At 69.6% G+C, this 26,835-nt stretch carries 20 protein-coding genes; 12 read left to right on the forward strand and 8 right to left on the reverse strand.

Going from position 1 to position 26,835, the window contains the following annotated elements:
- Nucleotides 1-33: 33 nt before the first annotated feature.
- The 7 genes from ABZ479_RS00915 to ABZ479_RS00945 all read left to right on the forward strand — a co-directional run bounded on the left by ABZ479_RS00915 (nucleotide 34) and on the right by ABZ479_RS00945 (nucleotide 10,425).
- Nucleotides 34-1,797, forward strand: coding sequence for an ABC transporter family substrate-binding protein (locus ABZ479_RS00915; RefSeq protein ID WP_500459179.1), 1,764 nt, complete (start codon nucleotides 34-36; stop codon nucleotides 1,795-1,797).
- A gap of 169 nt (nucleotides 1,798-1,966) precedes the next feature.
- Entirely contained in the window at nucleotides 1,967-3,862 is a 1,896-nt protein-coding gene (gene typA / locus ABZ479_RS00920) for a translational GTPase TypA (RefSeq protein ID WP_500459180.1), read from the forward strand.
- Nucleotides 3,863-4,576: 714 nt separating this feature from the next.
- A complete protein-coding gene (locus ABZ479_RS00925; protein ID WP_500459181.1) occupies nucleotides 4,577-6,211 on the forward strand; it encodes a peptide ABC transporter substrate-binding protein in 1,635 nt (544 codons plus the stop codon).
- A gap of 154 nt (nucleotides 6,212-6,365) precedes the next feature.
- Complete coding sequence (locus ABZ479_RS00930) at nucleotides 6,366-7,298, forward strand: ABC transporter permease (protein ID WP_500459182.1); 933 nt, start codon at nucleotides 6,366-6,368, stop codon at nucleotides 7,296-7,298.
- On the forward strand, nucleotides 7,291-8,253 hold the full coding sequence (locus ABZ479_RS00935) for an ABC transporter permease (RefSeq protein WP_500459183.1): 963 nt from the start codon (nucleotides 7,291-7,293) through the stop codon (nucleotides 8,251-8,253). Before ABZ479_RS00930 ends, ABZ479_RS00935 begins: the two co-directional genes overlap by 8 nt.
- Before the next feature lie 11 nt (nucleotides 8,254-8,264).
- Nucleotides 8,265-9,320, forward strand: coding sequence for an ABC transporter ATP-binding protein (locus ABZ479_RS00940; protein WP_499607131.1), 1,056 nt, complete (start codon nucleotides 8,265-8,267; stop codon nucleotides 9,318-9,320).
- A complete protein-coding gene (locus ABZ479_RS00945) occupies nucleotides 9,313-10,425 on the forward strand; it encodes an ABC transporter ATP-binding protein (RefSeq protein ID WP_499607127.1) in 1,113 nt (370 codons plus the stop codon). Before ABZ479_RS00940 ends, ABZ479_RS00945 begins: the two co-directional genes overlap by 8 nt.
- Before the next feature lie 63 nt (nucleotides 10,426-10,488).
- Here ABZ479_RS00945 and ABZ479_RS00950 read toward each other — a convergent pair whose 3' ends face one another.
- The 5 genes from ABZ479_RS00950 to ABZ479_RS00970 form a co-directional block, all read right to left on the reverse strand.
- Nucleotides 10,489-11,454 carry a phosphotransferase gene (locus tag ABZ479_RS00950; RefSeq protein ID WP_500459184.1) on the reverse strand — a complete coding sequence of 322 codons (966 nt, stop codon included), beginning with the start codon at nucleotides 11,452-11,454 and terminating at the stop codon, nucleotides 10,489-10,491.
- Between the two features lie 155 nt (nucleotides 11,455-11,609).
- Nucleotides 11,610-13,307 (reverse strand): ABC transporter family substrate-binding protein, encoded by a 1,698-nt coding sequence (locus ABZ479_RS00955; RefSeq protein ID WP_500459185.1) that lies wholly within the window; start codon nucleotides 13,305-13,307, stop codon nucleotides 11,610-11,612.
- Between the two features lie 31 nt (nucleotides 13,308-13,338).
- Nucleotides 13,339-15,411, reverse strand: coding sequence for an ABC transporter ATP-binding protein (locus ABZ479_RS00960; RefSeq protein ID WP_500459186.1), 2,073 nt, complete (start codon nucleotides 15,409-15,411; stop codon nucleotides 13,339-13,341).
- Nucleotides 15,408-16,400 carry an ABC transporter permease gene (locus tag ABZ479_RS00965; protein ID WP_499607116.1) on the reverse strand — a complete coding sequence of 331 codons (993 nt, stop codon included), beginning with the start codon at nucleotides 16,398-16,400 and terminating at the stop codon, nucleotides 15,408-15,410. The genes ABZ479_RS00960 and ABZ479_RS00965 overlap by 4 nt, the downstream gene beginning before the upstream one ends.
- Nucleotides 16,401-16,454: 54 nt before the next feature.
- Nucleotides 16,455-17,435, reverse strand: coding sequence for an ABC transporter permease (locus ABZ479_RS00970; protein ID WP_500459187.1), 981 nt, complete (start codon nucleotides 17,433-17,435; stop codon nucleotides 16,455-16,457).
- Nucleotides 17,436-17,842: 407 nt separating this feature from the next.
- Between ABZ479_RS00970 and ABZ479_RS00975 the strand changes: the two genes are divergently transcribed.
- Genes ABZ479_RS00975 through ABZ479_RS00995 form a run of 5 tightly spaced genes read left to right on the forward strand, consistent with a single transcriptional unit; the run spans nucleotide 17,843 to nucleotide 23,449 of the window.
- Nucleotides 17,843-19,468 (forward strand): peptide ABC transporter substrate-binding protein, encoded by a 1,626-nt coding sequence (locus ABZ479_RS00975; RefSeq protein WP_500459188.1) that lies wholly within the window; start codon nucleotides 17,843-17,845, stop codon nucleotides 19,466-19,468.
- A 5-nt stretch (nucleotides 19,469-19,473) separates the two neighbouring features.
- Nucleotides 19,474-20,397 carry an ABC transporter permease gene (locus ABZ479_RS00980; RefSeq protein ID WP_500459189.1) on the forward strand — a complete coding sequence of 308 codons (924 nt, stop codon included), beginning with the start codon at nucleotides 19,474-19,476 and terminating at the stop codon, nucleotides 20,395-20,397.
- Nucleotides 20,390-21,391 (forward strand): ABC transporter permease, encoded by a 1,002-nt coding sequence (locus tag ABZ479_RS00985; RefSeq protein WP_500459190.1) that lies wholly within the window; start codon nucleotides 20,390-20,392, stop codon nucleotides 21,389-21,391. Before ABZ479_RS00980 ends, ABZ479_RS00985 begins: the two co-directional genes overlap by 8 nt.
- Nucleotides 21,391-22,416, forward strand: a complete 1,026-nt coding sequence (locus ABZ479_RS00990; RefSeq protein WP_500459191.1) for an ABC transporter ATP-binding protein — start codon at nucleotides 21,391-21,393, stop codon at nucleotides 22,414-22,416. Before ABZ479_RS00985 ends, ABZ479_RS00990 begins: the two co-directional genes overlap by 1 nt.
- A complete protein-coding gene (locus tag ABZ479_RS00995; RefSeq protein ID WP_500459192.1) occupies nucleotides 22,400-23,449 on the forward strand; it encodes an ABC transporter ATP-binding protein in 1,050 nt (349 codons plus the stop codon). Before ABZ479_RS00990 ends, ABZ479_RS00995 begins: the two co-directional genes overlap by 17 nt.
- Nucleotides 23,450-23,563: 114 nt before the next feature.
- Here the strand turns inward: ABZ479_RS00995 and ABZ479_RS01000 are convergent, their stop codons facing one another.
- The 3 genes from ABZ479_RS01000 to ABZ479_RS01010 are packed head-to-tail and all read right to left on the reverse strand — an operon-like array spanning nucleotide 23,564 to nucleotide 26,776.
- Nucleotides 23,564-24,634, reverse strand: coding sequence for an ABC transporter ATP-binding protein (locus ABZ479_RS01000; RefSeq protein ID WP_500459391.1), 1,071 nt, complete (start codon nucleotides 24,632-24,634; stop codon nucleotides 23,564-23,566).
- 35 nt (nucleotides 24,635-24,669) lie between these two features.
- A complete protein-coding gene (locus ABZ479_RS01005; RefSeq protein ID WP_500459193.1) occupies nucleotides 24,670-25,761 on the reverse strand; it encodes an ABC transporter ATP-binding protein in 1,092 nt (363 codons plus the stop codon).
- A gap of 37 nt (nucleotides 25,762-25,798) precedes the next feature.
- Entirely contained in the window at nucleotides 25,799-26,776 is a 978-nt protein-coding gene (locus ABZ479_RS01010; RefSeq protein WP_499607095.1) for an ABC transporter permease, read from the reverse strand.
- Nucleotides 26,777-26,835: the final 59 nt, after the last annotated feature.

Consider the following 26,835-nt stretch of genomic DNA (forward strand, 5'->3'; position numbering starts at 1 on the left):
GTGATCATGGCTCCCTGGCGGAGGTACGCACGCATGGCCCGCAGCGCCACCTTGATCCGTTCCGCGACCGCCGTGGCACTCGCCGCCGCGGTCGCCGCCTCCGCCGGGTGCTCCGCCGGCAAGGACGACCCCCTCGCCGGGACCGACCTCGCCTCGGCGCCGCGCGACGGGGTGCGCGACGGAGGCACCCTGCGCTGGGCCGTGGACGCGGCCCCCGGCACGCTGAACGCGTACCAGGCCGGGGCGAACGAGACCACCTCCCTGGTCGCCGGGGCCGTCCTGCCGGCCACCTTCCGGCTGGACGGCAAGGGCCGTCCCCAGATGGACACCGACCTGCTGCGGTCGGCGAAAGTGGTGCGCAGCGAGCCGCAGCAGGTGGTGTCGTACCGGCTCGACCCCAAGGCGGTCTGGAGCGACGGCCGCGCGATCGGCGCCGCCGACTTCGCCGCCCAGTGGAAGGCGCTGCGCGGCACCGACGACGCGTTCTGGAGCGCGCGCAACGCCGGGTACGACCGGATCTCGGCCGTCACGGCCGGCAAGGACGCGCACGAGGTGAAGGTCACCTTCAAGAAGCGGTACGCGGACTGGCAGGCACTGTTCACGCCGCTGTACCCCAAGGCCGTCACCGGCACCGCCAAGTCCTTCAACGAGGGGGCGCGCCGCACGCTGCCGGCGTCCGGCGGGCCCTTCAAGGTCCGCAGCGCGAGCGGCAAGTCCGTCACGCTGGAACGCAACGCCAAGTGGTGGGGCGACCGGGCCAAGCTGTCCGAACTGGTCCTCGCCGTGACGCCCGCGCACGAGCGGGCCGGCGACCTGGCCTCGGGCGCGCTGGACGTGGCGGAGGTCGACCGCGACGTGACCGGCAAGCACGTGGCCGTGTACCGGACGCGCGCCGCCTCCTACACGCAGCTCGCGCTGAACGGCTCCACCGGGCCGCTCGCCGACGACGAGGTGCGGCACGCCGTGGCCCGCGCGGTGGACCGCCGGGCGATCGCCAAGGCGGTGCTGGGCCCGCTCGGCCTGCCCGAGGAACCGCTCGGCAACCACCTGCTGCTGCTCACCCAGGCCGGGTACGCCGACCACAGCTCCGCGCTCGGCACCTCCGACACGAAGGCCGCCCGCGCGCTGCTGGCCGCCGCGGGCTGGCAGCGCACCGCCCTGGACCCCGGTGCCGGGGCGGGCACCGGCAGTGGCGCCGGGGCCGCGGAGCGCAACCAGGCGGCGCCCGCCCGCAAGGTCGAGGTCAGCGTCGTCGAACCGGCCAAGACCGTGCTGCGCAAGAACGGCAAGGCGCTGACGCTGCGCTTCGTCCTCCCCAAGTCCTCGGCGACCCTGAACGCGGTCGGTGACCGCATCGCCACCATGCTCTCGGGCATCGGCGTGCGCACCGAGCTGCAGCGGGTCGCCGACGACAGCTTCTTCCGCGACCACGTCGCCGCCGGCGACTTCGACCTCGCCCTCTACGGCTGGCCCGGCACCCCCTACCCGGCGACCGACACCCGTCCGATCTTCGCCAAGCCCGAGCCGGCGCCGGACGGCTCCCTGGTCGTCGCGCAGAACTACCCCCGGGTCGGCACCGACCTCATCGACCAGCTCTTCGACCAGGCCGCAGGCGAACTCGACCCCGGCAAGGCCCGTGACTTCGCCGCCCGCGCCGACGCCCGCATCTGGGCGGCGGCCGGCTCCATCCCCCTCTACCAGCGCCCCGAGCTGGTCGCCCTGCGCAAGGACGTCCTCAACGCGGGCGCCTTCGGCTTCGCGACCCCGCGCTTCCAGGACATCGGCTTCAGGAAGTGACCGCACCCCCCGCGTGAGCCCCCGGCGACGGTGACGATCATGCCCGGGCGGTCCTTGCCGCCCGGGCCCCGTACCATGGGGTGAGGCCGCGGCTTGACTCGCCCGGCGGGCTAGGTGTGCCGACGAGGGCACGCCGCCCCACCTACCTACCCGGGAGAAGCGCCCCAGTATGCCCACGCGTAACGACATTCGTAATGTCGCCATCGTCGCCCACGTCGACCACGGCAAGACGACGCTGGTGGACGCCATGCTCAAGCAGGCCGGAGCCTTCGCCGCGCACCAGCATCTGGACGACCGGATGATGGACTCCAACGACCTGGAGCGCGAGAAGGGCATCACCATTCTCGCGAAGAACACGGCCGTGAAGTACCACCCCAAGGGTGGCGGCGAACCCATCACGATCAACATCATCGACACCCCCGGCCACGCCGACTTCGGTGGCGAGGTCGAGCGCGGCCTGTCGATGGTCGACGCGGTCGTGCTGCTGGTCGACGCCTCCGAGGGCCCGCTGCCGCAGACCCGCTTCGTGCTGCGCAAGGCGCTGTCCGCGAAGCTGCCGGTCATCCTCTGCATCAACAAGACCGACCGTCCGGACTCCCGGATCGACGAGGTCGTCAACGAGACGTACGACCTGTTCCTGGACCTGGACGCCGACGAGGACCAGATCGAGTTCCCGATCGTCTACGCCTGCGCGCGCGACGGCGTGGCCTCGCTGACCAAGCCGGAGAACGGCACCGTCCCGGCCGACAGCGACAGCCTGGAGCCGTTCTTCTCCACGCTGCTGGAGCACGTCCCGGCCCCGGTGTACGACGAGGCCGCGCCGCTCCAGGCGCACGTCACCAACCTCGACGCCGACAACTTCCTGGGCCGTATCGCGCTGCTCCGCGTCGAGCAGGGCGAGCTCACGAAGGGCCAGACGGTCGCGTGGATCAAGCGCGACGGTTCGATCGCGAACGTGCGCATCACCGAGCTGCTGATGACCGAGGCGCTCACCCGCAAGCCCGCCGAGAAGGCCGGCCCCGGTGACATCTGCGCCGTCGCGGGCATCCCGGAGATCACCATCGGCGAGACCCTGGCCGACCCGGAGAACCCGGTCGCGCTGCCGCTGATCACGGTGGACGAGCCCGCGATCTCCATGACCATCGGCACCAACACCTCCCCGCTGGTCGGTCGCGGCCCCGGCGGCAAGGGCGCCGTCAAGTCCGCGGTCAAGGACCGCAAGGTCACCGCTCGCCAGGTCAAGGACCGTCTCGACCGCGAGCTGATCGGCAACGTCTCCCTCCGGGTGCTGGACACCGAGCGTCCGGACGCCTGGGAGGTCCAGGGCCGCGGTGAGCTCGCGCTCGCCATCCTGGTCGAGCAGATGCGCCGTGAGGGCTTCGAGCTGACCATCGGCAAGCCGCAGGTCGTCACCCGCGAGGTCGACGGCAAGGTCCACGAGCCGGTCGAGCGCATCACCATCGACGTGCCGGAGGAGCACATGGGCGCCGTGACGCAGCTCATGGGCACCCGCAAGGGCCGGATGGACAACATGTCCAACCACGGCTCCGGCTGGGTCCGCATGGAGTTCGTCGTCCCCTCCCGCGGTCTGATCGGCTTCCGTACCGAGTTCCTGACCGGAACGCGCGGCACGGGCATCGCCCACTCGATCCACGAGGGCCACGAGCCGTGGTTCGGCCAGCTGGTGACCCGCAACAACGGTTCGCTGGTCGCCGACCGCGCCGGTGCCGTCACCGCCTTCGCGATGACGAACCTCCAGGAGCGCGGTGTGCTGTTCACCGACCCGGGCACCGAGGTGTACGAGGGCATGATCGTCGGCGAGAACTCCCGCGCCGACGACATGGACGTCAACATCACCAAGGAGAAGAAGCTCACGAACATGCGGTCCTCGTCGGCCGACTCGTTCGAGGCGATCGTCCCGCCGCGCAAGCTCTCCCTGGAGCAGTCGCTGGAGTTCTGCCGCGACGACGAGTGCGTCGAGGTGACCCCGGAGACGGTCCGCATCCGCAAGGTCGTCCTGGACCAGAAGGAGCGCGGCCGCACCGCCTCCCGCGCCAAGCGCTGAGGCCTCCCCGGTCCGCGCCCCCGCGGCGCGGACCGGGTCCTCGGCGGCGGCGACAGCGGCCCGGCCGTCCTCGGTCCCCCCGGGGCGGCCGGGCCGCTCCATGACGGCCACCGGCTGCGGCCCGCCGTGTCGCATGTGCGACATCGCCGGGCGTCCCCCGGGGGTCCGGGTGCGCGCGGAACGCCGTTCCCCGTGACACCGGTCACATCCAGGGCCCTTGCGGGAGCCCGGTGTGACCGAACTCACCGCCGCGTCGCCCGCTGTGCGGGGATCGGCCCCGGGGGTGCCGATGTGTCGCGGTTGCGCCACTGGCGCGGGCGCGACACATCGTTCCCTGTCGGCCCGTCAGGCACGTACATTCGCGTGGAATCTACGCGCTTTGAGGGCAACCGGATTTCAGTCCGGCGACGTCCGGATACCGGACGACGTTCACCGGTACTTGTGTTACAAGTCCGTTTCGTCGGTGTCTGTCTACAATCTAAATGTCCGAATTGCGGGATTGTTTTGGACCGGTTGTGACCAAAACGAAATCGTAAGTGTGTGGTTCGTAGGCCCAACGTGACCGATAGTTGGAGCCGTTGAGCTCGGGTCAATGGGTCCAAGCGCTTATGGGGAGCGCCGACTCACGAGCACAGGTGACCGGAATCACTGTCAGGGGTGTCAGTGAGGCCGGCCCTTTCACGTAAGAACAGTGACTCCTGAGGAGGCAAACCCATGCGCGGTGCCAAGAGCGCCACTTGGGTCGCAGGTGCGATCATCGTCGCTATGGCTGCTACCGCTTGCGGTGGCGGCGGTGGCGACAAGGGCAGCAAGAACGACGCTGGCGGCGTCAACCCCAACGGCAAGTTCTCCGTCGAGGTCGGCGAGCCGCAGAACCCCCTGCAGCCTGCCAACACCATGGAGTCCAACGGCAGCATCGTCGTCCGCTCGCTGTTCGCGCAGCTCGTGGACTACGACCCCAAGGGCAACATCGTCATGGTGAACGCCAAGTCGGTGGACACCAAGGACAACAAGACCTACACCGTCACCCTGCAGGACGGCTGGACCTTCCACGACGGCACCCCGGTGACCGCGGAGTCCTACGTCAAGGCGTGGAACTGGGCCGCCAACATCAACAACGCCCAGACCAACGCGTCGTGGTTCGCCGACATCAAGGGCTTCGCGGACGTCCACCCCGAGAAGGAGGGCGCGAAGCCGAAGGCCGACGCCATGTCGGGCCTGAAGGTCGTCGACGACAAGACCTTCACCATCGAGCTCACCACCGCGATCCCGTACTTCGTGTACAAGCTCGGTTACGAGGTGTTCTCGCCGCTGCCGGAGTCCTTCTACAAGGACCCGAAGGCCGCGGGCGAGAACCCGGTCGGCAACGGCCCGTACCAGTTCGTCAAGTGGGACCACAAGAAGCAGATCGAGGTCAAGCGCTTCGACGGCTACAAGGGCCCGGACAAGGCGAAGAACGGCGGTGTGATCTTCAAGAACTACACCGGCCTCGAGGCTGCGTACGAGGACCTGAAGTCCGGCAACGTCGACGTCCTGCGCCAGATCGGCCCGAAGGACCTCCCGGTCTACCGTGACGACCTCGGTGACCGCGCCGTGGACCAGGCGTACTCCGCCATCCAGTCCATCGTCCCGGCCTTCTACTCCAAGCAGTGGAAGAACGTCGACCCCAAGGTCATCCAGGGTCTGTCGATGGCGATCGACCGCGACACCATCACCAAGACCGTGCTCCAGGGCACCCGTGAGCCCGCCACCGGCTTCGTCGCCAAGGGCGTGCTCGGCTACCAGGACAACGTGGGCGGCGACGTCTTCAAGTACGACCCCGCGAAGGCCAAGGAGCTCATCAAGGCCGGCGGCGGCGTCCCCGGCAACAAGATCTCCATCCAGTACAACGCCGACGGTGGCCACAAGGAGTGGGTGGAGGCCGTCTGCAACAGCATCACCAACGCGACTGGCGTCAAGTGCGCCGGCGACTCCAAGGCCGACTTCCAGAGCGACCTGGACGCCCGCGACGCCCACGAGGTCAAGTCGATCTACCGCAGTGGCTGGGTGCTCGACTACCCCGTGAACGCCAACTTCATCCGTGACCTGTACGCCACCACCTCGGCGGGCAACCAGTCCGGCTTCTCCAACAAGGAGCTGGACGAGATGATCAAGAAGGCCGACACCGCGGCCACGCTTGACGAGTCGGTCAAGGAGTACCAGGCCGTCGAGAAGAAGATGGTCGAGCTCATGCCTGCCATCCCGCTCTGGTACTACAAGGTCAACGCCGGCTACTCGGAGAACGTCTCGAACGTCCAGTACGCCCAGAACGGTGACCCGATCCTGACCGGCGTCGAGGTCAAGAAGTAACCATCGCGTAGTGAGCACGCCGGTGCGGGGCTGACGGAGACGTCGGACGCGCGGGGTGCAGGCAACGGCTGGGGGGCCCTTCTCCCGTCTTCCCGAAGAGGAGGACGGGGGAAGGGCCCATCTCTGCTGCCACAGCGACTGACATGGAGGCACGATGGGGCGTTACGTCGCGCGGCGACTGCTCCAGATGATCCCGGTTTTCATCGGGACGACTCTGCTCATCTTTCTCATGGTCTATGCCCTCCCCGGCGACCCCGTACGGGCGCTCGGCGGTGACAAGGGCATCGACCCGGCGACCGTGGCACGGATCCGTCACGAACTCGGTCTCGACCAGCCGATCCTGAAGCAGTACTGGGATTACATGACGGGCATCATCCTGCACTTCGACTTCGGCAACCAGATTGCCAGCGGTCGGCCGGTGCGGGACGTGCTCAGCGACGCGTTCCCGGTGACCTTCCGGCTCGCGGGGCTCTCGTTCGCGATCGAACTGGTCGTGGGCATCGCCCTCGGTGTCTGGGCCGGTATGCGCGCGGGCAAGCTCGCCGACTCGATGGTGCTGATCTTCACCCTGCTGCTGATCTCGGTGCCGGTCTTCGTCCTCGGCTTCATCTTCAAGCTGGTCTTCGCCTTCCAGCTCGGCTGGATGACACCGAACGTCCAGGACGACACGAACTACAGCCAGCTGCTGATGCCGGCCATCGTGCTGGCCAGCCTCTCGCTGGCGTACGTGGCGCGCCTCACCCGTACCTCCATAGCCGAGAACCTGCGCGCCGACTACATGCGGACCGCCATCGCCAAGGGCCTGCCCCGGCGCCGGGTGGTCGGTGTGCACCTGATGCGCAACTCGATGATCCCCGTGGTCACCTTCCTCGGCACCGACATCGGCGCCCTGATGGGCGGTGCGGTCGTCACCGAGGGCCTGTTCAACATCCACGGTGTCGGCGGCACGATCTACGAGTCGATCCTGCGCCGCGAGGGGACCACGCTGGTCGGTCTGGTCACCGTCCTCGTGCTGGTCTTCCTCTTCACCAGCCTGATCGTCGACCTGCTCTACGCGGTCCTGGACCCGAGGATCCGTTATGCCTGACGTCACCAAGACCGCCGTCGAGAACGCGGACCCGATGGCCGCCACGGCCGCGGACGCCGTTGCCGCCACAGGGCCCGCGCCCGCGGCGGAGAAGGCGCGCAGCCTGTGGGGCGACGCCTGGCGGGACCTGCGCCGCAACCCCTACTTCGTGGTCTCCGGCATCCTGATCCTGATCCTCCTGCTCATCGCGGTCTTCCCGGGCCTGTTCACCAGTGCCTCGCCGACCTACGCCGACCTGCGGAACCACTACCTCGGCAAGCCCGAGTACGGGAAGGTGTTCTCCGCCGGGTGGCTCGGTTACGACGGGCAGGGCCGCAGCGTCTTCGCCCGCGTGATCTACGGGACCCGTGCCTCGATCACCGTCGGCATCAGCGTGACCCTCCTGGTCACCGTGCTGGGCGGCCTGGTCGGCATGATCGCCGGCTACTTCGGCGGCTGGGTCGACACGCTGCTGTCCCGGATCACCGACATCTTCTTCGCGGTCCCCTTCCTGCTCGGCACGCTGGTCGTGCTGAACTCCTTCACCAACCGCACCGTGTGGGTGGTGTCGGGAGCGCTGGCCTTCCTCGGCTGGACGCAGATCGCCCGCGTCATGCGCGGTTCGGTGATCACCATCAAGCAGGCGGACTACGTGCACGCCGCCCAGGCGCTGGGCGCGAGCACCTCGCGGATCCTGTTCAAGCACATCCTGCCGAACGCGGTCGCCCCGGTGATCGTGGTCGCCACCATCGCGCTCGGCGGTTACATCTCCGCCGAGGCGACCCTGTCCTACCTCGGACTCGGTCTGCCGACGTCCGTGGTCTCCTGGGGCCAGGACATCTCCGGCGGCGCCCAGCAGATCCGTACGGCGCAGCACATCATGCTGTACCCGTCGATCATGCTGAGCATCACGGTCCTGGCGTTCATCATGCTCGGCGATGCGGTCCGCAACGCCCTCGACCCCAAGCTGCGCTGAGGGAGGCGTACGTGACCATCATCGACAAGAACGCGGACGTGCCCGCGCCCCGTACCGGGGACGCCACCTCTCCGCTGCTGGAAGTGCGCGACCTGCACGTGGAGTTCCACACCCGGGACGGCGTCGCCAAGGCCGTCAACGGCGTGAACTACACGGTGTCGGCCGGTGAGACGCTGGCGGTGCTGGGTGAGTCCGGCTCCGGCAAGTCCGTCACCGCGCAGGCGATCATGGGCATCCTCGACATGCCGCCCGGGAAGATCCCGCAGGGCGAGATCCTCTTCCAGGGCCGGGACATGCTCAAGATGTCCGGCGAGGAGCGCCGGAAGATCCGCGGCCGCAAGATCGCGATGATCTTCCAGGACGCGCTGTCCTCGCTGAACCCGGTGCTCACCGTCGGCTACCAGCTGGGCGAGATGTTCCGGGTCCACCAGGGCATGTCCAAGAAGGAAGCCAGGGCCAAGTCCATCGAGCTCATGGACCGGGTCCGCATCCCGGCGGCGAAGGAGCGGGTCAACGACTACCCGCACCAGTTCTCCGGCGGCATGCGCCAGCGCATCATGATCGCGATGGCGCTCGCCCTGGAGCCCGAGCTGATCATCGCCGACGAGCCGACCACCGCGCTCGACGTGACGGTGCAGGCCCAGGTCATGGACCTGCTCGCGGACCTGCAGCGCGAGTACAACATGGGCCTGATCCTCATCACCCACGACCTCGGCGTGGTCGCCGACGTCGCGGACAAGATCGCCGTGATGTACGCGGGCCGGATCGTCGAGACCGCGCCCGTCCACGAGATCTACAAGCGCCCGGCGCACCCGTACACCAAGGGCCTGCTCGAGTCGATCCCGCGCCTGGACCAGAAGGGCCAGGAGCTCTACGCGATCAAGGGCCTGCCCCCGAACCTGCTGCGCATCCCCTCCGGCTGCGCCTTCAACCCGCGCTGCGAGATGGCGCAGGACATCTGCCGCACCGAGGTCCCCGCGCTGCACCGGGTGACCGAGAAGGACGGCAGCGAGCTGCCGGGCCGCGGCAGCGCGTGCCACTTCTGGAAGGAGACGATCCATGGCTGACGTCACCAAGAACGACGAGGCCGTCTCCGACGAGGTGGCGGCGGTCGAGGCCGCCATCGCCAAGCCGGTCGAGCGCGGCGAGCCCATCCTCCAGGTGCGCAACCTGGTCAAGCACTTCCCGCTGACCCAGGGCATCCTCTTCAAGAAGCAGGTCGGCGCCGTCAAGGCGGTCGACGGCATCTCCTTCGACCTGTACCAGGGCGAGACCCTGGGCATCGTGGGCGAGTCCGGCTGTGGCAAGTCCACCGTCGCCAAGCTGCTGATGAACCTGGAGCGGGCCACCGCCGGCGAGGTCTTCTACAAGGGGCAGGACATCACCAAGCTGTCCCGCCGCGCCCTGAAGGCCGTGCGCCGGAACATCCAGATGGTGTTCCAGGACCCGTACACCTCGCTGAACCCGCGCATGACGGTCGGCGACATCATCGGCGAGACCTTCGACATCCACCCCGAGGTGGCCCCGAAGGGCGACCGGCGCCGCAAGGTGCAGGAGCTGCTGGACGTCGTCGGCCTGAACCCGGAGTACATCAACCGGTACCCGCACCAGTTCTCCGGCGGCCAGCGCCAGCGCATCGGCATCGCCCGCGGCCTGGCGCTCAACCCGGAGATCATCATCTGCGACGAGCCGGTCTCGGCGCTGGACGTCTCCGTGCAGGCGCAGGTCATCAACCTGATGGAGAAGCTGCAGGACGAGTTCAACCTGTCCTACATCTTCATCGCGCACGACCTGTCGATCGTCCGCCACATCTCCGACCGCGTCGGCGTGATGTACCTGGGCAAGATGGCCGAGATCGGTACCGACACCGAGATCTACGACCACCCGACCCACCCGTACACCCAGGCCCTGCTGTCGGCGGTGCCGGTTCCGGACCCCGAGGCGCGCGACCACCGCGAGCGCATCATCCTGAGCGGTGACGTGCCCTCGCCGGCCAACCCGCCGTCCGGCTGCCGCTTCCGCACCCGCTGCTGGAAGGCCCAGGACCGGTGCGCCACCGAGGAGCCGCTGCTGGCCGTCCCGCAGCGCTTCAAGGGTGACGACACCCCGGCCGCGCACGAGTCGGCCTGCCACTTCGCCGAGGAGAAGGACGTCGTCCACGCGGTGAACTGAGCACCACCCGCACCACCCACGAGGGGCGCCCGCGCGAACACCGCACGGGCGCCCCTCGGGCGTTCACGGCCGTACGGGACGGTCGTCCGGCCCGGCGAGGGCGAGTGCGGTGAGGAAGGCCCCCTGGTGCGGGTCGGCCCAGTCGTCGCACTCGGTGGCGTCCAGGAGCGTCCAGATGCCCCACTCGACCTGCATGTAGCGCACGGCCACCGGCCACAGCGCCACCTCGGCCGCGGTCAGCGCGCAGTGGCGGCGGTAGGCGCCCTGGAAGACGGCCCATTCGCGGGGCGTGAACGGCCGTGGCGGGGCGGCCGGCGACTCGGTGTGGAAGAGCAGCAGCGCCAGTGCGAGGTCGAGCAGCCGCGGCGCGTACTCGGCGTTCTCCGGGTCGACGAGCACCGGTCCGCCGGCGGCGTAGACCAGGTTGTTCGCCTTGAAGTCCATCGACGCGACGACATGCGGCAGGTTCCCGTCGCGCAGGGCGGGCATCAGCTGCGTCATCAGCGTCCGGGACCACCGCTCCAGCCGGGCCGTCGCGGCCTCCCGGACCGCCGGGGCGTGGCGCTCCAGGGCGGGGCGCAGCGCGTCGAGTTCGGCCTCGAGGTCCGCCGGTTCGTGGTCCGGCCAGGTGAAGGCCGGGACGCCGGCGGGGCCGTCGGCGCTGTGCGCGTGCAGCCGTCCCAGCAGGTCGCCTGCCGCCTCGATGTCCGCGTCCGTGCCCGAGTAGGGGCGGCCCTCCACCCAGGGATAGGCCACCCAGGCCTCCTCGCCCATCCGGGCCGGGTTCGTGGCGGGCCCGTCGAGCGGGGTCACCACCGGTACGTCCCGCGCCGCCAGGGCGCGCGTCCAGCCGGCGAGGGCCGTCGCCGCGGACTCCGGCGAGGCGGCCCTCTTCAGCACCGCCTCCGTACCTGCCACGCGGCACCGGAAGACCGGTGAGTGCGGGTGGAGCGAGTGGGCGGGACGGTCGCCCGGCGCCACCCCGAAGTGGGCGAAGACATGGGCGTACGGCAGCGAGTTCTCGAGCACGGGCGGGGGATCCTGTCCTGCCGGAGGGCCGGTGCGTGCGGGGCCGTCGACGGTCCCGCGGCGACGGCCCCGCACGCGCCACGGGTACGAAGGGGTCCGCCCCGTCACCGGGTGGTGACGGGGCGGACGAGGGTGCCGGGAGCCGGCGGGGAGGCCTACTTCAGGAAGCCGATGTTCTCGTAGCGCAGGTCCTGGAAGCCGAAGGCGCCGATGTTGACCAGGTTCTTCTTCACCGCGTAGATGTCGGGGCGCTGGTACAGCGGCAGCAGGTTGGCCTGCTGCCAGATCAGCAGGTCCGAGGCGTTGGCGTCGGTGATCGCCTGGGCCGGGTCGGTGGCCGCGGCGGCCTTGTTCATCGCCGCGTCCAGCTCGTCGCTGCCGACGCCGGTGTAGTTCTGCTGGATGTTGTCGCCCACGGGCTTGGCGTAGATCGACTTGGTCGACGACACCGGGAAGGGCGTGCCGAGCCAGGAGAAGGCCGTCAGGTCGAAGCTGCCGGTGTTGACGTACTTGTCGAAGAACTCCTGCAGCGGCACCGACTTGATGTTCATCTTGATGCCGACCGCCTTGAGCATCGGCTGCATCAGCTTGCCCTCGTTGGCGGAGGTGCTGACGTTCGCCGGGATGACGAAGTCCAGCTCAAGGGTCTTGCCGTCCTTGGTGCGGAACTCGCCGCCCTGCTTCCAGCCGGCCTCGTCCAGCAGGCTCTTGGCCTTGGCCTGGTCGAAGACGCCGATGCCCGCGGCGTTGTCCTTGTACCCCTTCTGGTTGGTGACGAAGAAGTGGTTGTTGAGCGGCTTGGCGTCCCAGTCCAGACCTTGCAGGTCGGACTCGGCGATGGCCTGCCGGTTCAGTGCGGACATGATGGCCTGGCGGACCTTGACGTCCTTCAGCGGGCCGCGGGCGCCGTTGAAGGTGACGTGGCGGTAGTTGGGGCCGGCCGCCTTGCGGATGTCGGCGCCCTTGACCTCCTTGGCCTGCTTGTAGGCGGCCGAGTCGGGGCCGACGTTGAAGAAGTCGACCTCGCCGTTGGCGAAGGCGCCGGCGGTGGCGTCCGAGTCCAGGGCCCGGTAGATGATCTTGTCCAGGATGGCCTTGTTGCCCCACCAGGCGTCGTCGCGCACGACGGTCAGGGTCTTGGTGGTCTTGTCGATGCCCTGGAACTTGAAGGCGCCCGAGGTGACCGGGAACTTGCCCAGGTAGCCGGTGTTGAAGCCGTCCGGGGTGCCGATGACCTGGGCCGGGTACAGCGGGCTGAACAGGCTCTTCCAGTCACCGAAGGGGCTGGAGAAGGTGACCACGGCCTCCTGGTCGTTCGCGCCCTTGGCGACGCCGCTGATCAGCTCGTAGCCGGTGCTGGAGGAGATCTTGTACTTGGCGTCCTTGCCGTTCAGCGCCTTCCAGCTGGCCTCGAAGTCCTTCCAGGACAGCGGGGTGCCGTCGGACCACTTGGCCTTGGGGTTGATCTTGTACGTGACGACCTGCTTGCCGGAGCTGTCGGAGGCCTCCGCCGAGGACAGGTAGTCCGGGTTGGGGGCGACCGTGCCGGTGGCGTCGGACATCATGATGATCGGCATCACGGCGCGCTCGACGTCGAAGCCGTCGGCCAGGGTGCCGTCGACCTGGTTGTAGTTGAAGTTCTCGGCGATCTCGCCCAGCGGCCAGTTCACCGTGCCGCCCTGCTTGAGCTGGTCGCGGTCGGTGGCCTTGATGTTGTTGACGCTGGACTTGGGCACCGAGTTCTTCTTGGACCCGGCGGCGTCCTTCCCGTCCCCGCCGCCGCACGCGGTCAGGGTCAGCGCGCTCGCCGTGGCCAGCGCCACCACGGCGACGGACATACGTGTTCTGTTCAACGGACTCTCTCTCCTCTTGCGGGGTGGGAAATCACACGACGGTGACGGCGGCGGCGAAGTGGCAGGCCGCGGTGTGGTCGCCCGCCAGTCCGGTCGGTGCCGGGTCCTCCTCGCGGCACCGGCCGCGGTCGGACTCGTCCAGGGAGGCGAACTTCGGGCAGCGGTTGCGGAATCGGCAGCCGGTCGGCACGTCCGCGGGGCTGGGAAGGTCACCGGTGAGCAGGATGCGCCTGCGTTCGCGCTCCTTGCGGGGATCGGGCAGCGGCACGGCGGAGAGCAGCGCCTGGGTGTACGGGTGGGAGGGCGCTTCGAAGACCGCCTCGGCGGTGCCGAGTTCGACGATCCGGCCCAGGTACATCACCGCGATGCGGTCGGCGATGTGGCGGACGACGGACAGGTCGTGCGCCACGAAGAGGTAGCTCAGGTTCATGCGGGCCTTGAGCTCGTCCAGCAGGTTGAGCACACCGGCCTGGATCGAGACGTCCAGCGCCGAGACCGGCTCGTCCAGGACGACCAGCTTGGGCTCCAGCGCCAGCGCCCGCGCGATGCTGATGCGCTGCCGCTGACCGCCGGAGAACTCCGCGGGGAAGCGGTCCACGTGGTCCGGGTCGAGGCCGACCTGGCCCAGCAGCTCCGGCACCCGGGCGGCGACGCGGTCCCGGGACCAGCCGTGGGTCTTCAGCGGCTCGGCGAGGATGTCGCCGACCGGCATCCGCGGGTCCAGCGCGGCCATCGGGTCCTGGAAGACGACCTGCAGGTCGCGGCGGAGCGCCTTGCGCTCGGCGCCCTTCAGGCCCCGGATGTCCTTGCCGAAGACGGTGACCGTGCCGGACTGCCCGGACGGCAAGTCGAGGATCTCCAGCAGCGTGGTCGTCTTCCCGCAGCCCGACTCGCCCACCAGGCCCAGGGTCTCGCCCTCGCGGATGTCGAAGCTGATGCCGTCGACGGCACGCACCTCGCCCACCTTGCGCTTGACGACCGCGCCGTAGAGCAGGGGGAAGTGCTTGACCAGCCCGTTGACCTCCAGCACCGGGGCGCGGTCGTGGCGGGGCACGGAGTCCACCGGGGCCTCGGGCAGCGGCGGCACCGGGTAGATGGTCGCGGGGTCCAGCGCGCCGCCCGCCACCAGTTCGTGGCTGCGGTGGCAGGCCGTGGGGTGGTTGCCGCCGTCGCGCACGGTCAGTTCGGGCTCGACGCGCCGGCACAGGTCGGTCGCGATGGGGCAGCGGGCCGCGAAGGGGCAGCCGTCCGGCAGGTCCACCAGCGAGGGCGGATTGCCGTCGATCGGGGTCAGCGCGTGGCGTCCGCCGTCGTCGAGCCGGGGGATCGAGCCGAGCAGGCCGATGGTGTACGGCATGCGCGGGGAGTAGTAGACGTCGTCCACGGTCCCCGTCTCCACGGGGCGGCCCGCGTACATCACCTGGACCCGGTCGGCGAAGCCGGCCACCACGCCCAGGTCGTGGGTGATCATGACGATCGCGGCGCCGGTGACCTCCTGGGCCTTCTTCAGGACGTCCAGGATCTGCGCCTGGATGGTCACGTCCAGGGCGGTCGTCGGCTCGTCGGCGATGATCACCTCGGGGTCGTTGGCGATCGCCATGGCGATCATCGCGCGCTGCCGCATGCCGCCGGAGAACTCGTGCGGGAAGGCGTCGGCGCGCCGCGCCGGGTCGGGGATGCCCACCAGTTCCAGCAGTTCGACCGCGCGCTTGCGGGCCGCGTCCTTGTCCAGGTCCTGGTGGATCCGCAGCGCCTCGACGATCTGGTCGCCGACCGAGTAGACCGGGGTCAGCGCGGACAGCGGGTCCTGGAAGACCATTGCGATGTCCTTGCCGCGGATCTCCGTCATGTCCCGGTCGTCCAGCTCCAGCAGCTCGCGGCCGTGCAGCTTGACCGAGCCCTTGATGTCGGCGGTCTCCGGGAGCAGCCCGAGGACCGCGAGGGAGGACACGGACTTGCCGGAGCCGGACTCGCCGACGATGCCGAGGACCTCGCCGGGACGCACCGAGAAGGACACGCCGCGCACGGCCCTGACCGGCCCGGCCTCGCTCGGGAAGGAGACGTGGAGGTCGGTGACCTCGAGGGCGGGGGGCGTCTCGCTCACGACGTGCGTCCTTCCTTGGTGGTGCTCTTGGCGGTGCTCTTGGAGGTGCGGGGGGCGCGGGCCTTGGCGCCGCTGGAGTTGGGGTCGAGCGCGTCGCGCAGGCCGTCGCCGATGAAGGCGATCGACAGGCAGATCAGCACCAGGCACCCGGCCGGGAAGTAGAACAGCCACGGGAAGGACGGGGCCGCCGGCGTGCCGGTGGCGATGACCGTGCCCAGCGAGACGTCGGGGGACTGCACGCCGAAGCCGAAGTACGACAGGCTGGTCTCGCCGATGATCGCCGCGCCGACCTGGATCGTGCCGTCGATGATCAGCATCGAGGCCATCGACGGCAGGATGTGCCGGAAGATGATGACGGGCGCGGGTACGCCCATGTACTTGGCGGCCTTGACGAACTCACGGTCCTTCAGGGTGAGCGTCATGCTGCGGACCACCCGTCCGGTGATCATCCAGCTGAACCCCGCCAGCAGCACCACGAACACCAGCCAGGTGGTGCCCTGGAACAGGGGCGAGAGCACCGCGATGATCAGGAAGCTGGGCATCACCAGCAGCAGGTCGACCACCCACATCAGGGAACGGTCCGTCCAGCCGCCGAAGTAGCCGGCGCTGGCGCCGACCGCGGCGGCGACGAAGGTGCAGATGAGGCCGGTCAGGATGCCGATGACCAGGGACTTCTGCATGCCGCGCGCGGTGAGGGCGAAGAGGTCGGAGCCCGTCTGGTCGGTGCCGAACCAGTGCTCGCCCGAGGGCGGCTTCTGGAAGGCGGTGAAGTCCAGCTCGGTGTAGTCCCACTTGTAGAACAGCGGCGAGACGTAGGCCATCAGGAAGAGCAGCACCAGCATGACCAGCCCGAACAGGGCCATGCGGTTGCGCGAGAAGCGGACGGCGGTGAGCCGGAGCCGGCCGCTCACGCGGCGCCGGGCGGGCTGGTCGCCCGGCACGGCGGACGCCGGTGCGGGAGGCTGCACGGAGGGGGTCTGGACGGCCATGGGTGGAGGCTCCTGGGAACGCGGGATCGGGGCGGCGGAGGGGTGCGGTGGGTCTCAGCGCACCCGTACGCGGGGATCGAGCGCCGCGTAGAGCACATCGGACAGCAGGCCGGCGATCAGCACCACGCACGCCGTGAACATGCCGACGGCGGCGACCGCGTTGACGTCGTTGGTGCTGATGGAGTTGACGAGCCACTCGCCCATGCCGTGCCAACCGTAGATCTTCTCGGTGAAGGTGGCTCCGGTGAAGAGCAGGACGACGTTGTAGACCAGCAGCGGGACCACCGGGAGGACCGCGGTGCGCAGGCCGTGCTTCATCAGCGCCGCTCGCCGCGACAGGCCCTTGGCCCGGGCGGTGCGCAGGAAGTCGCTGCCGAGCACGTCCAGCATGGTGCTGCGCTGGTAGCGGCTGTAGAGGGCGACCTGGATGACGATCAGGGTCAGGCTGGGCAGCAGCAGGTGCTGCAGCCGGCTGGCGAGGATCTCACCCGTCCCGGTCAGCCCGGGATCGTACTCGCCCGTGTACTCGATGACCTTGTGCCCGACGGCGTCGTTGATGTCGATCGCCCAGAGCTTGAAGGTCACCGCGATCACGAACACCGGCATGGCCAGGACGAAGAACGAGGCCAGTGTGGTCACCCGGTCCGACGTCCGGTACTGCCTGATGGCCCCCCAGGCGCCCATCAGGACACCGCCGATGGAGCCCAGGATGGTGGCGATCAGCAGCAGGCGGGTGCTCACGCCGACGCGCCGGCCGAACTCGTCGTTGACCTCACCGCCGGTGACGGTCCGTCCGAGGTCCCCGTGGGCCACGCCGTTCGCCCAGTGGGCGAAGCGGACCACGACCGGGGTGTCCGGGTTGAGGTTGTATTCGTTCAGGGTGGCCGTCACCGACGAGGCCGCCACCGGGGGGTTGCGGCCGGCGAAGTTGGCCCGCGGGTTCAGGCTGATCGCCGCCAGGAAGTACGTGAGTGAGGCCGCGATCAGAACCAGCGCCACGTTGTTGATCAGTCGGCGCAGCAGGTAACGGCCCACGGCTCACACTCTCAGTCGGTTCGTTTCGAACGAATAACAAGATTGAACTTTCTTCGCCGGCCGCTTCTGACATAGTGGTGTAGCACGGCCGAAACATTTGAACTCCGGCCGTCTGCGCAGGTCGTGCGTATTCCGGCCGGGCTTGCAGGGTTGATGGGACTTTCGCAACCGAATTATGGCCGCGTCAACGAGCACCGGTTCGTCGTGATGGATCCTTTATTTTTTTGGTCGAAATTTAACCTGACTATCGGGATACCCCTCATTGACGGATCGGTGCATAGGGAAAACCCTCTGTCCCCCTCGTGGTCACCCCGGGCCGGTGAGCCGCTGTGCAATATGTATGGGTTTGCGATGTCATGGTGAGTCTCGAGTCCTTCATGGCGTAGAGCTCCCCGAGGAGGCATCCGATGCGACGGAGCGCGGCGAGGTGGGCCGTCTGCGCGGCCGCGGCCGCCCTGGTGGCTACGGGCTGCGGAGGTGGGGACGGGGGCGGCGGCACCGGCGGCCCGGGTGTGTTCAGCGCCTCGTGGACCGATCCGCAGAATCCTCTGGAGCCCGCCAACACCAATGAGGTGCAGGGCGGCAAGGTGCTCGACATGATCTTCCGCGGCCTCAAGCGGTACGACCCGAGGACGGCGGCCGCCGAGAACGTCATCGCCGACTCGATCGGGACCACGGACCAGCGGACCTTCAGGATCAGGCTCAAGGACGGCTGGACCTTCGGCAACGGCGAGAAGGTCACCGCCGATTCGTTCATCGACGCCTGGAACTACGGCGCGCTCGTGACGAACAAGCAGGTCAACGCGTCCTTCTTCCGGTACGTCGAGGGCTACGGGAAGGTCCATCCGGAGTCCGGGAAGCCGTCCGCCGCGAAGCTCTCCGGGCTGACCCGGCAGGACGACCTGAACTTCACCGTCAGGCTCAACCAGAAGTTCTCCACCTGGCCCGACACCCTCGGCTACGCCGCGTTCATGCCCCTGCCGAAGGCCTTCTTCACCGACCACGCCGCCTGGCTGAGGAAGCCCGTCGGCAACGGCCCGTACCGCGTGGAGTCCTACACCAAGGGCCAGGGCATGCGGCTGCGCGCCTGGGACGGGTACAAGGGCGACGACGCGGCCGTCAACGGCGGCGTGGACCTCAAGGTCTACACCGACAACAACACCGCCTACACCGACCTCCAGGCCGGCAACCTCGACCTCGTCGACGACGTCCCCGCCGCCCAGTTGAGGAACGTCAAGACCGACCTGGACGGCCGCTACCTCAACACCCCGGCCGGCATCATCCAGACCCTGGCCTTCCCGCTCTACGACAAGGCCTGGTCGGGCAGGAACTCCGAGAAGCTCCGCCAGGGCATCTCCATGGCCGTCAACCGCCCGCAGATCACCCGGCAGATCTTCCAGAACACCCGTATCCCGGCCCGGGACTGGACCTCACCCGTGCTCGGCGCGGACGGCGGCTTCGACGACACCCTCTGCGGCCGGGTCTGCGACTACGACCCCGCCCGGGCCAGGCAGCTGGTCAAGGAGGGCGGCGGCCTCCCCGGCGGCACCATGAGGATCACGTACAACGCGGACGGCGGCTCCCACAAGGACTGGGTCGACGCGGTCTGCAACAGCATCAACAACGCGCTCGGCAAGGACGACGCCTGCGTCGGCGATCCCGTCGGCACCTTCGCCGACTTCCGCAACCAGATCGTCAACAAGCGGATGCGCAACCCGTTCCGGGCCGGCTGGCAGATGGACTACCCGCTGATCCAGAACTTCCTGCAGCCGCTCTACTACACCGACGCCTCGTCCAACGACGCGCACTTCAGCGACCCCGACTTCGACCGGCTCGTCGACCGGGCGAACGCCGAGAGCGACCCCGCCAGGGCCGTCGAGACCTTCCAGCAGGCCGAGCGGATCCTGCCGCGGCAGGTCCCCGCGATCGCCCTGTGGTACCAGAACGGCAGCGCGGGCTGGTCGCAGCGGCTCTCCGGCGTCGCCCTCAACCCCTTCAGCGTCCCCGTCTACCACCAGATCAAGGTCAGCTGACGCCCATGGGACGGTACGTCATCCGCCGTCTGCTGCAGATGATCCCGGTCTTCGCCGGCACCACCGTGCTCATCTTCGTCATGGTGTACGCGCTCGGCGACCCGGTCCAGGCCCGCTGCGGGGACCGCGCCTGCGACCCGGCGACGGCCGCGCAGATCCGCCACGACCTGTACCTGGACCACCCCTTGTGGCAGCAGTACCTGCGCTACATGGGGCAGATCTTCCGGGGCGACTTCGGGACCGCCTGGAACGGCCAGCCGGTCACCGATCTGCTGGCCTCCGCCCTGCCCGTCACGCTGCGGCTGACGGTCCTCGCCGTCATCCTCGAGATCGTCATCGGCATCACCCTCGGCGTCCTCACCGGCCTGCGCCGCGGCCGTCCCGCGGACACCGCCACGCTGCTCGGCACCCTCGTCGTCATCTCCGTGCCGACCTTCGTGACCGGCTACGTGCTGCAGTACCTGCTGGGCGTCAAGTGGAACGTCATCGCGCCCTCGGTCTCCTCGGAGGCCCGGTTCGACGAGCTGATCGTGCCGGCGTTCGTGCTGGCCCTGACCTCGCTCGCGTACGTCACCCGGCTCAGCCGCACCTCGGTCGTGGAGAACGTCCGGGCCGACTACGTCAGGACCGCGGTCGCCAAGGGGCTGCCCAGACGCCGGGTGATCACCCGTCACCTGCTGCGCAACTCCCTGATCCCGGTGGTCACCTTCATCGGCACCGACATCGGGGCGCTGATGGGAGGGGCCATCGTCACCGAGCGCATCTTCAACATCCACGGCGTGGGCTACCAGCTCTACCAGGGCATCCTGCGGCTGGACTCGGCGACCGTGGTGGGCTTCGTGACGATCCTGGTCATCGTCTTCCTCCTCGCCAACCTGCTGGTCGACCTCCTCTACGCCGTCCTCGACCCGAGGATCCGCTATGCCTGAACCGCGCAACCACCCCGACGAGGCCATGGAGCCGGCCGGCGGGACGGGAGCCGCCATGGGGCTGGGCCAGGACGAGGCACGCACCCTGGAGCGGACGCCGGCCCCCGGGACGGCGCCGGGCGTCCCGGCCGGCCGGGACGCCGCCGACCGGCCCCGCAGCCTGTGGTCGGACGCCTGGCGGGACCTGCGGCACAACCCGGTCTTCGTGGTCGCCGCGCTGGTCATCCTGTTCCTCGTCGTCATCTCCGTCTGGCCGCAGCTCATCGCCCCCGGCAACCCGCTCAGCTGCAACCTGGACCACTCCCAGCAGGGCTCCTCGCCCGGCCACCCCTTCGGCTTCGACACCCAGGGGTGCGACGTCTACACCCGGGTCGTCCACGGGGCCCGCGCCTCGCTCACCGTGGGCATCTGCGCCACCGTCGGCGCCGCCCTCCTCGGCGCGCTGCTCGGCGGCCTCGCCGGCTACCACGGCGGCTGGGCGGACGCCGTGCTCTCCCGGGTGAGCGACATCTTCTTCGGCATCCCGATCGTCCTGGGCGGGCTGGTGTTCCTGTCCGTGGTCACCGGGACCACCGTGTGGCCGGTGGTGGGCTTCATCGTGCTGCTCGGCTGGCCGCAGATCGGCCGCATCGCCCGCGGCTCGGTGATCACCGTCAAGCAGAACGACTACGTCCAGGCCGCCCGGGCGCTCGGCGCCGGCAACACCCGGTTGCTGCTGCGGCACATCGCGCCCAACGCGGTCGCGCCCGTCATCGTCGTCGCGACCATCGCGCTCGGCACGTACATCTCCCTGGAGGCGACCCTGTCCTACCTCGGCGTCGGGCTGAAGCCGCCCACCGTCTCCTGGGGCATCGACATCTCGCAGGCTTCCACCCAGATCCGCAACGCCCCGCACATGCTGCTCTGGCCGGCCGGGGCGCTGAGCGTGACGGTGCTGGCCTTCATCATGCTCGGTGACGCGGTGCGCGACGCCCTCGACCCCAAGCTGCGCTGATGGACGGAGGAGCGATGGCCGCCGCGGCCCCGGACGAGCCGCCCCTGCTCGACGTACGCGACCTGCACGTGGAGTTCCGCACCCGGGACGGCGTCGCCCGCGCCGTCAACGGGGTCTCGTACGCGGTGCGACCCCGCCAGACGCTGGCCGTGCTCGGCGAGTCCGGCTCCGGCAAGTCGGTCACCGCGCAGGCCGTCATGGGCATCCTCGACTCGCCGCCCGGGTTCGTCACCCGCGGCGAGGTCCTCTTCCACGGCGAGGACCTGCTCACCATGGGCGCCGAGGAGCGCCGCAAGGTCCGCGGCGCCAGGATGGCGATGATCTTCCAGGACGCGCTGTCCGCCCTCAACCCCGTGCTGACCGTGGGCGACCAGCTCGGCGAGATGTTCCGGGTGCACCGCGGGATGTCCCGCAAGGACGCCCGGGCCCGGGCGGTGGAGCTCATGGACCGGGTGCGCATCCCCGCGGCCCGCGACCGCGTCGGGCAGTACCCGCACCAGTTCTCCGGCGGCATGCGGCAGCGCGTCATGATCGCGATGGCGCTCGCCCTGGAACCCGAGCTGATCATCGCCGACGAGCCGACCACCGCGCTCGACGTCACCGTCCAGGCCCAGGTGATGGAGCTCCTGGCGGAGCTGCAGCGCGAGTACGGCATGGGCCTGATCCTCATCACCCACGACCTCGGCGTGGTCGCCGACGTCGCCGACCACATCGCGGTGATGTACGCCGGGCGCATCGTGGAGACCGCGCCCGTCCACGAGATCTACCGGGCGCCCGCGCACCCGTACACCAAGGGCCTGCTGGAGTCGATCCCGCGCCTGGACCGCAAGGGCCGCGAGCTCTACGCGATCAAGGGCCTGCCGCCCAACCTGCTGCGCATCCCCTCCGGTTGCGCCTTCCACCCGCGCTGCCCGCTGGCCCGCGACGTGTGCGCCACCGACGAGCCGGAGCTGTACCGGATCGACGCCCGGCGGGGCAGCGCCTGCCACTTCTGGAGGGAGTGCCTCGGTGAGGACCAGCGGTGAGCCCGTGCTCCAGGTGCGCGGGCTCTACAAGCACTTCCCGCTGACCCAGGGGATCGTCTTCAAGCGGCAGGTCGGCGCCGTGAAGGCGGTCGACGGCGTGGACCTCGACCTGCACCGCGGCGAGACCCTCGGCGTCGTCGGCGAGTCCGGGTGCGGCAAGTCCACCGTGGCCCGGCTGCTGGTGCACCTGGAACGGGCCACCAAGGGTCAGATCCTCTACCGGGGCGAGGACGTCACCAGGCTGTCGGGCCGGGCCCTGAAGGCCGTGCGCCGGAACATCCAGATGGTCTTCCAGGACCCGTACACCTCGCTGAACCCGCGCATGACGGTCGGCGACATCGTCGGCGAGCCGTACGAGATCCATCCGGACGCCGCGCCCAAGGGCGACCGGCGGCGCCGGGTGCGCGAACTGCTGGAGGTGGTCGGCCTCGACCCCGAGCACGTCAACCGCTATCCGCACCAGTTCTCCGGCGGCCAGCGGCAGCGCGTCGGCATCGCCCGCGGGCTGGCTCTGCGCCCCGAGGTCATCGTGGCCGACGAGCCGGTCTCGGCGCTGGACGTGTCGGTGCAGGCGCAGGTCGTCAACCTGATGGAGCGGCTGCAGGACGAGTTCGACCTCTCCTACCTCTTCATCGCCCACGACCTGTCGATCGTCCGGCACATCTCGGACCGGGTGGCGGTGATGTACCTGGGGCGGATCGTCGAGACGGGCGACGGCACCCAGATCTACGACCACCCCACCCACCCCTACACCCAGGCGCTGCTGTCGGCGGTGCCGGTGCCGGACCCCGGGGCGCGCGCGCACCGCGAGCGCGTCATCCTGAGCGGCGACGTCCCCTCACCCGCCGATCCGCCCTCCGGCTGCCGCTTCCGCACCCGCTGCTGGAAGGCGCGCGAACGCTGCACGCTGGAGGTGCCGGAACTCGCGGTGCCCGCGGTCTTCCGGGGGGTGGACTCCCCGGCGGCGCACGCCAGCGCGTGCCACTTCGCCGAGGAGAAGACGGTGGTGCCGCCCGAGGCCCCGGGCAAGTGAGCCGCGGATCGGCGCGCCGGGCGAACCGAGCCACAAGAACGCGCGACCCGCGCCCGGTGGTGCAGGGGTGTGGGCGCGGGTCGGGCTCCGAACGGAGACGTCTGTCGGCCCGGGTCAAGGGGTCCTGTCGGCGGGCGTCTCCTCGATCGCGGCCAGTGCCGGGTCGAGGACGACGTCCTCGCCGCGGGCCGCGGTCGTCGGCTCCTCGGGGAAGTGGCACGCGCTCAGGTGACCCTCCCGGTTCCCCTCCAGGCGGACCAGGGGAGGTTCCTCGGTGGCGCACCTGTCCTGCGCCTTCCAGCAGCGCGTGCGGAAGCGGCAGCCGGACGGCGGCGAGACGGGCGAGGGCACGTCGCCGGCGAGGCGGATCCTCTCCGTCGCGTGGCGGTCGTCCGGGTCCGGCTCGGGCGAGGCGGACAGCAGGGCGTGGGTGTACGGGTGGCGCGGCCGCTCGTAGATGTCCCGGCGCTCGCCGACCTCCACGATCCGCCCGAGGTACATCACCGCCACGCGTTGCGAGAAGTGCCGTACCACCGCGAGGTCGTGGGCGATGAACAGGAAGGCGATGCCCAGTTCCCGCTGCAGGCGCTGCAGCAGGTTGACCACCTGGGCCTGGATCGAGACGTCCAGCGCCGACACCGGCTCGTCGGCCACGATGAGCTTCGGCTCCAGCGCCAGTGCCCGGGCCACCCCGATGCGCTGCCGCTGGCCGCCGGAGAACTCGTGCGGGAAGCGGTTGTAGTGCTCGGGGTTGAGGCCGACGGTCTCCAGCAGCTCGCGCACCCGCTTCTCACGGCCGCCCGGCGGGTCGATCCCGTTGATCTCCAGGGGCGCCGACACGATGTGCCCGACGGTCTGCCGCGGGTTCAGCGAGGCGTACGGGTCCTGGAAGATCATCTGGATCTCGGAGCGGATCGGGGCCAGCTCCCTGCGCGAGGCGTGCGTGATGTCCCGGCCCCGGTAGCTGATCCGTCCCGCGCTGGGCTCCAGCAGCCTGGTCACCAGCCGCCCGGTGGTGGACTTGCCGCAGCCCGACTCGCCGACCAGGCCGAGGCTCTCGCCCTCGGCGATGGTGAAGTCGATGCCGTCCACCGCCCGCACGTCCGCCACGTGGCGCTTGACCAGGAAGCCGCCCCGCACGGGGAAGTACTTGCGCAGCCCGGTCACTTCGAGCAGCGGGCCCATGGTCTCCCCCCGCGCGTGGTCCTGCTCCGCGGCGCTCACCGCGCACCTCCGCCCAGCCGGGGCCGGATCTGCCCGGTGAAGATCTCCCGTTTCCGCTCCCGTTCCAGGTGGCAGGCGGAGCCGTGCCGCTCGCCCTCCGGAATGGCGGGCCGCTCGGTGGTGCAGCGTCCGCCACCGACCTCCCCGGTGAAGCCGCAGCGCGGGTGGAAGGGGCAGCCGGAGGGCGGGGAGAGCAGGCTCGGCGGGCTGCCGGGGATCGGGGACAGCGGCAGGTCCACCGGCGCCGACAGGCGCGGGATGGAGGCCAGCAGCCCCCAGGAGTAGGGGTGTTCGGGGGCCTTGAGGATCTCGTGCACGGTGCCGCGCTCCACGCAGCGCCCCGCGTACATCACCATCACGTCGTCCGCCGTGTTGGCGACCACGCCCAGGTCGTGGGTGATGATGACGATCGCCGTGCCCGTCTCCCGCTGCAGGTCCTTCAGCAGGTCGAGGATCTGCGCCTGGACGGTCACGTCCAGGGCCGTCGTCGGCTCGTCCGCGATGACCAGCGCCGGGTCGCAGACCAGCGCCATCGCGATCATCGCGCGCTGCCGCATGCCCCCGGAGAACTGGTGCGGGAAGTCGTCCACCCGCAGCCGGGGCTGCGGGATGCCCACCCGGGCCAGCATCTCGATCGCCCGCTCCCGGGCGGCCTTCTTCGAGGCCCCCATGTGCTTCACGTACGGCTCGGCGATCTGCCGGCCCACCGAGTAGTACGGGGAGAGCGCGGTCAGCGAGTCCTGGAAGATCATCGCCATCTTCCGGCCGCGCAGCCGTTCCAGGGTCCGCTCGGAGGCACCCGTCAGCTCCTGCCCGTCCAGCACGATCTCGCCGCGGACGGTGGTGTTGCGGCGGTCGTGCAGACCGAGGACCGCCAGGTTGGTGACCGACTTGCCGGAGCCGGACTCGCCGACGATGCCCAGGGTGCTGCCGCGCTCCAGGTCGAAGGAGAGCCCGTCGACGGCCTTGACCACGCCGTCCTCGGTGGCGAACTGCACGTACAGGTCGCGGACCGACAGGAACGGCCCGGACGGCGCGGGGTCCCCGGGCCCGGGCGGCCCCGCCTCGGTCTTGGTGAGGATGCTCAACGGTGCTTCTCCTCTGCGTGCCGGCAGGCGTCCCGGCTCACGACAGCCTGATCCGCGGGTCGATGAGGGCGTAGGCGGCGTCGACGACGATGTTGCAGACGACGATGATCGTGGCGCCGATCAGCATCACGGCCATCTCCAGCGGCAGGTCGCTGCGGAGCACGGCCTGCACGGACAGCAGGCCGAGGCCGTGCAGTCCGAAGGTGACCTCGGTGATGATCGCGCCGCCCAGGACGGCGCTCAGGTCGATGCCGAAGATGGTGATGATGGAGGCGGCGGCGCCGCGCAGCGCGTACCGCAGGAAGACGTAGCGGGAGGACATGCCCTTGGCGCGGGCGGCCCGGATGTGGTCCTCGGACAGCTGCTCCACCATCAGCGAGCGGGTCTGCCGGCTGTAGTTGGACCAGAAGATCACCGAGAGCACCAGGCAGGGCAGGATCAGCCCCTGCACCGAACCCCACGGGTCGTGCGACCAGTCGGGGTCGTGCCCGCGGTCCAGCACGTGCCAGCTGCTCGCGAACAGGCCGATGGCGATCGGTCCGAGGAAGTAGATCTGCACGGAGTTGCCGACCAGCGAGACGCCGCTGGCGATCCGGTCGAAGGCCTTCCCCTGCTGCCAGGCGGAGACCAGCCCGAGGCCGACGCCGACGCACAGGAAGACGGTGGCGCCGCCGATCGCCAGCGACAGCGTCGTCGGGTAGCGGTCGGCGATGGTGTCCCAGACGAGTTGCTGGTCGGCGAAGGAGTAGCCGAAGCACGGCGCCGGACAGTGGCCGATGGGCATGTCCCGGCCGGCGAAGATGCCGACCATGAAGTGCCAGTACTGGGTCCAGATCGGCAGGTCCAGGCCGAGGTTCTTGCGGATCAGGGCCACGTTCTGCGGGCTGCAGTTCTTGCCGCAGGACAGCAGCGCCGGGTCGGAGGGCAGGAAGAAGAAGAGGAAGTACGTGATGGCGCTGATCAGCAGCAGGATGACCAGCGCGCCCAGCACACGGCGTACCAGGAAACGCAGCATGGGTCAGGCTCTCCGTCGGTTCCGTCGGGACGCCGGTCCCGGCCCGGGGAGAGGCCGGG

Origin of the sequence: Streptomyces sp. NPDC005722, from assembly GCF_040630935.1 — a bacterium.
In the GTDB taxonomy this organism is placed as follows: Bacteria; Actinomycetota; Actinomycetes; order Streptomycetales; family Streptomycetaceae; genus Actinacidiphila.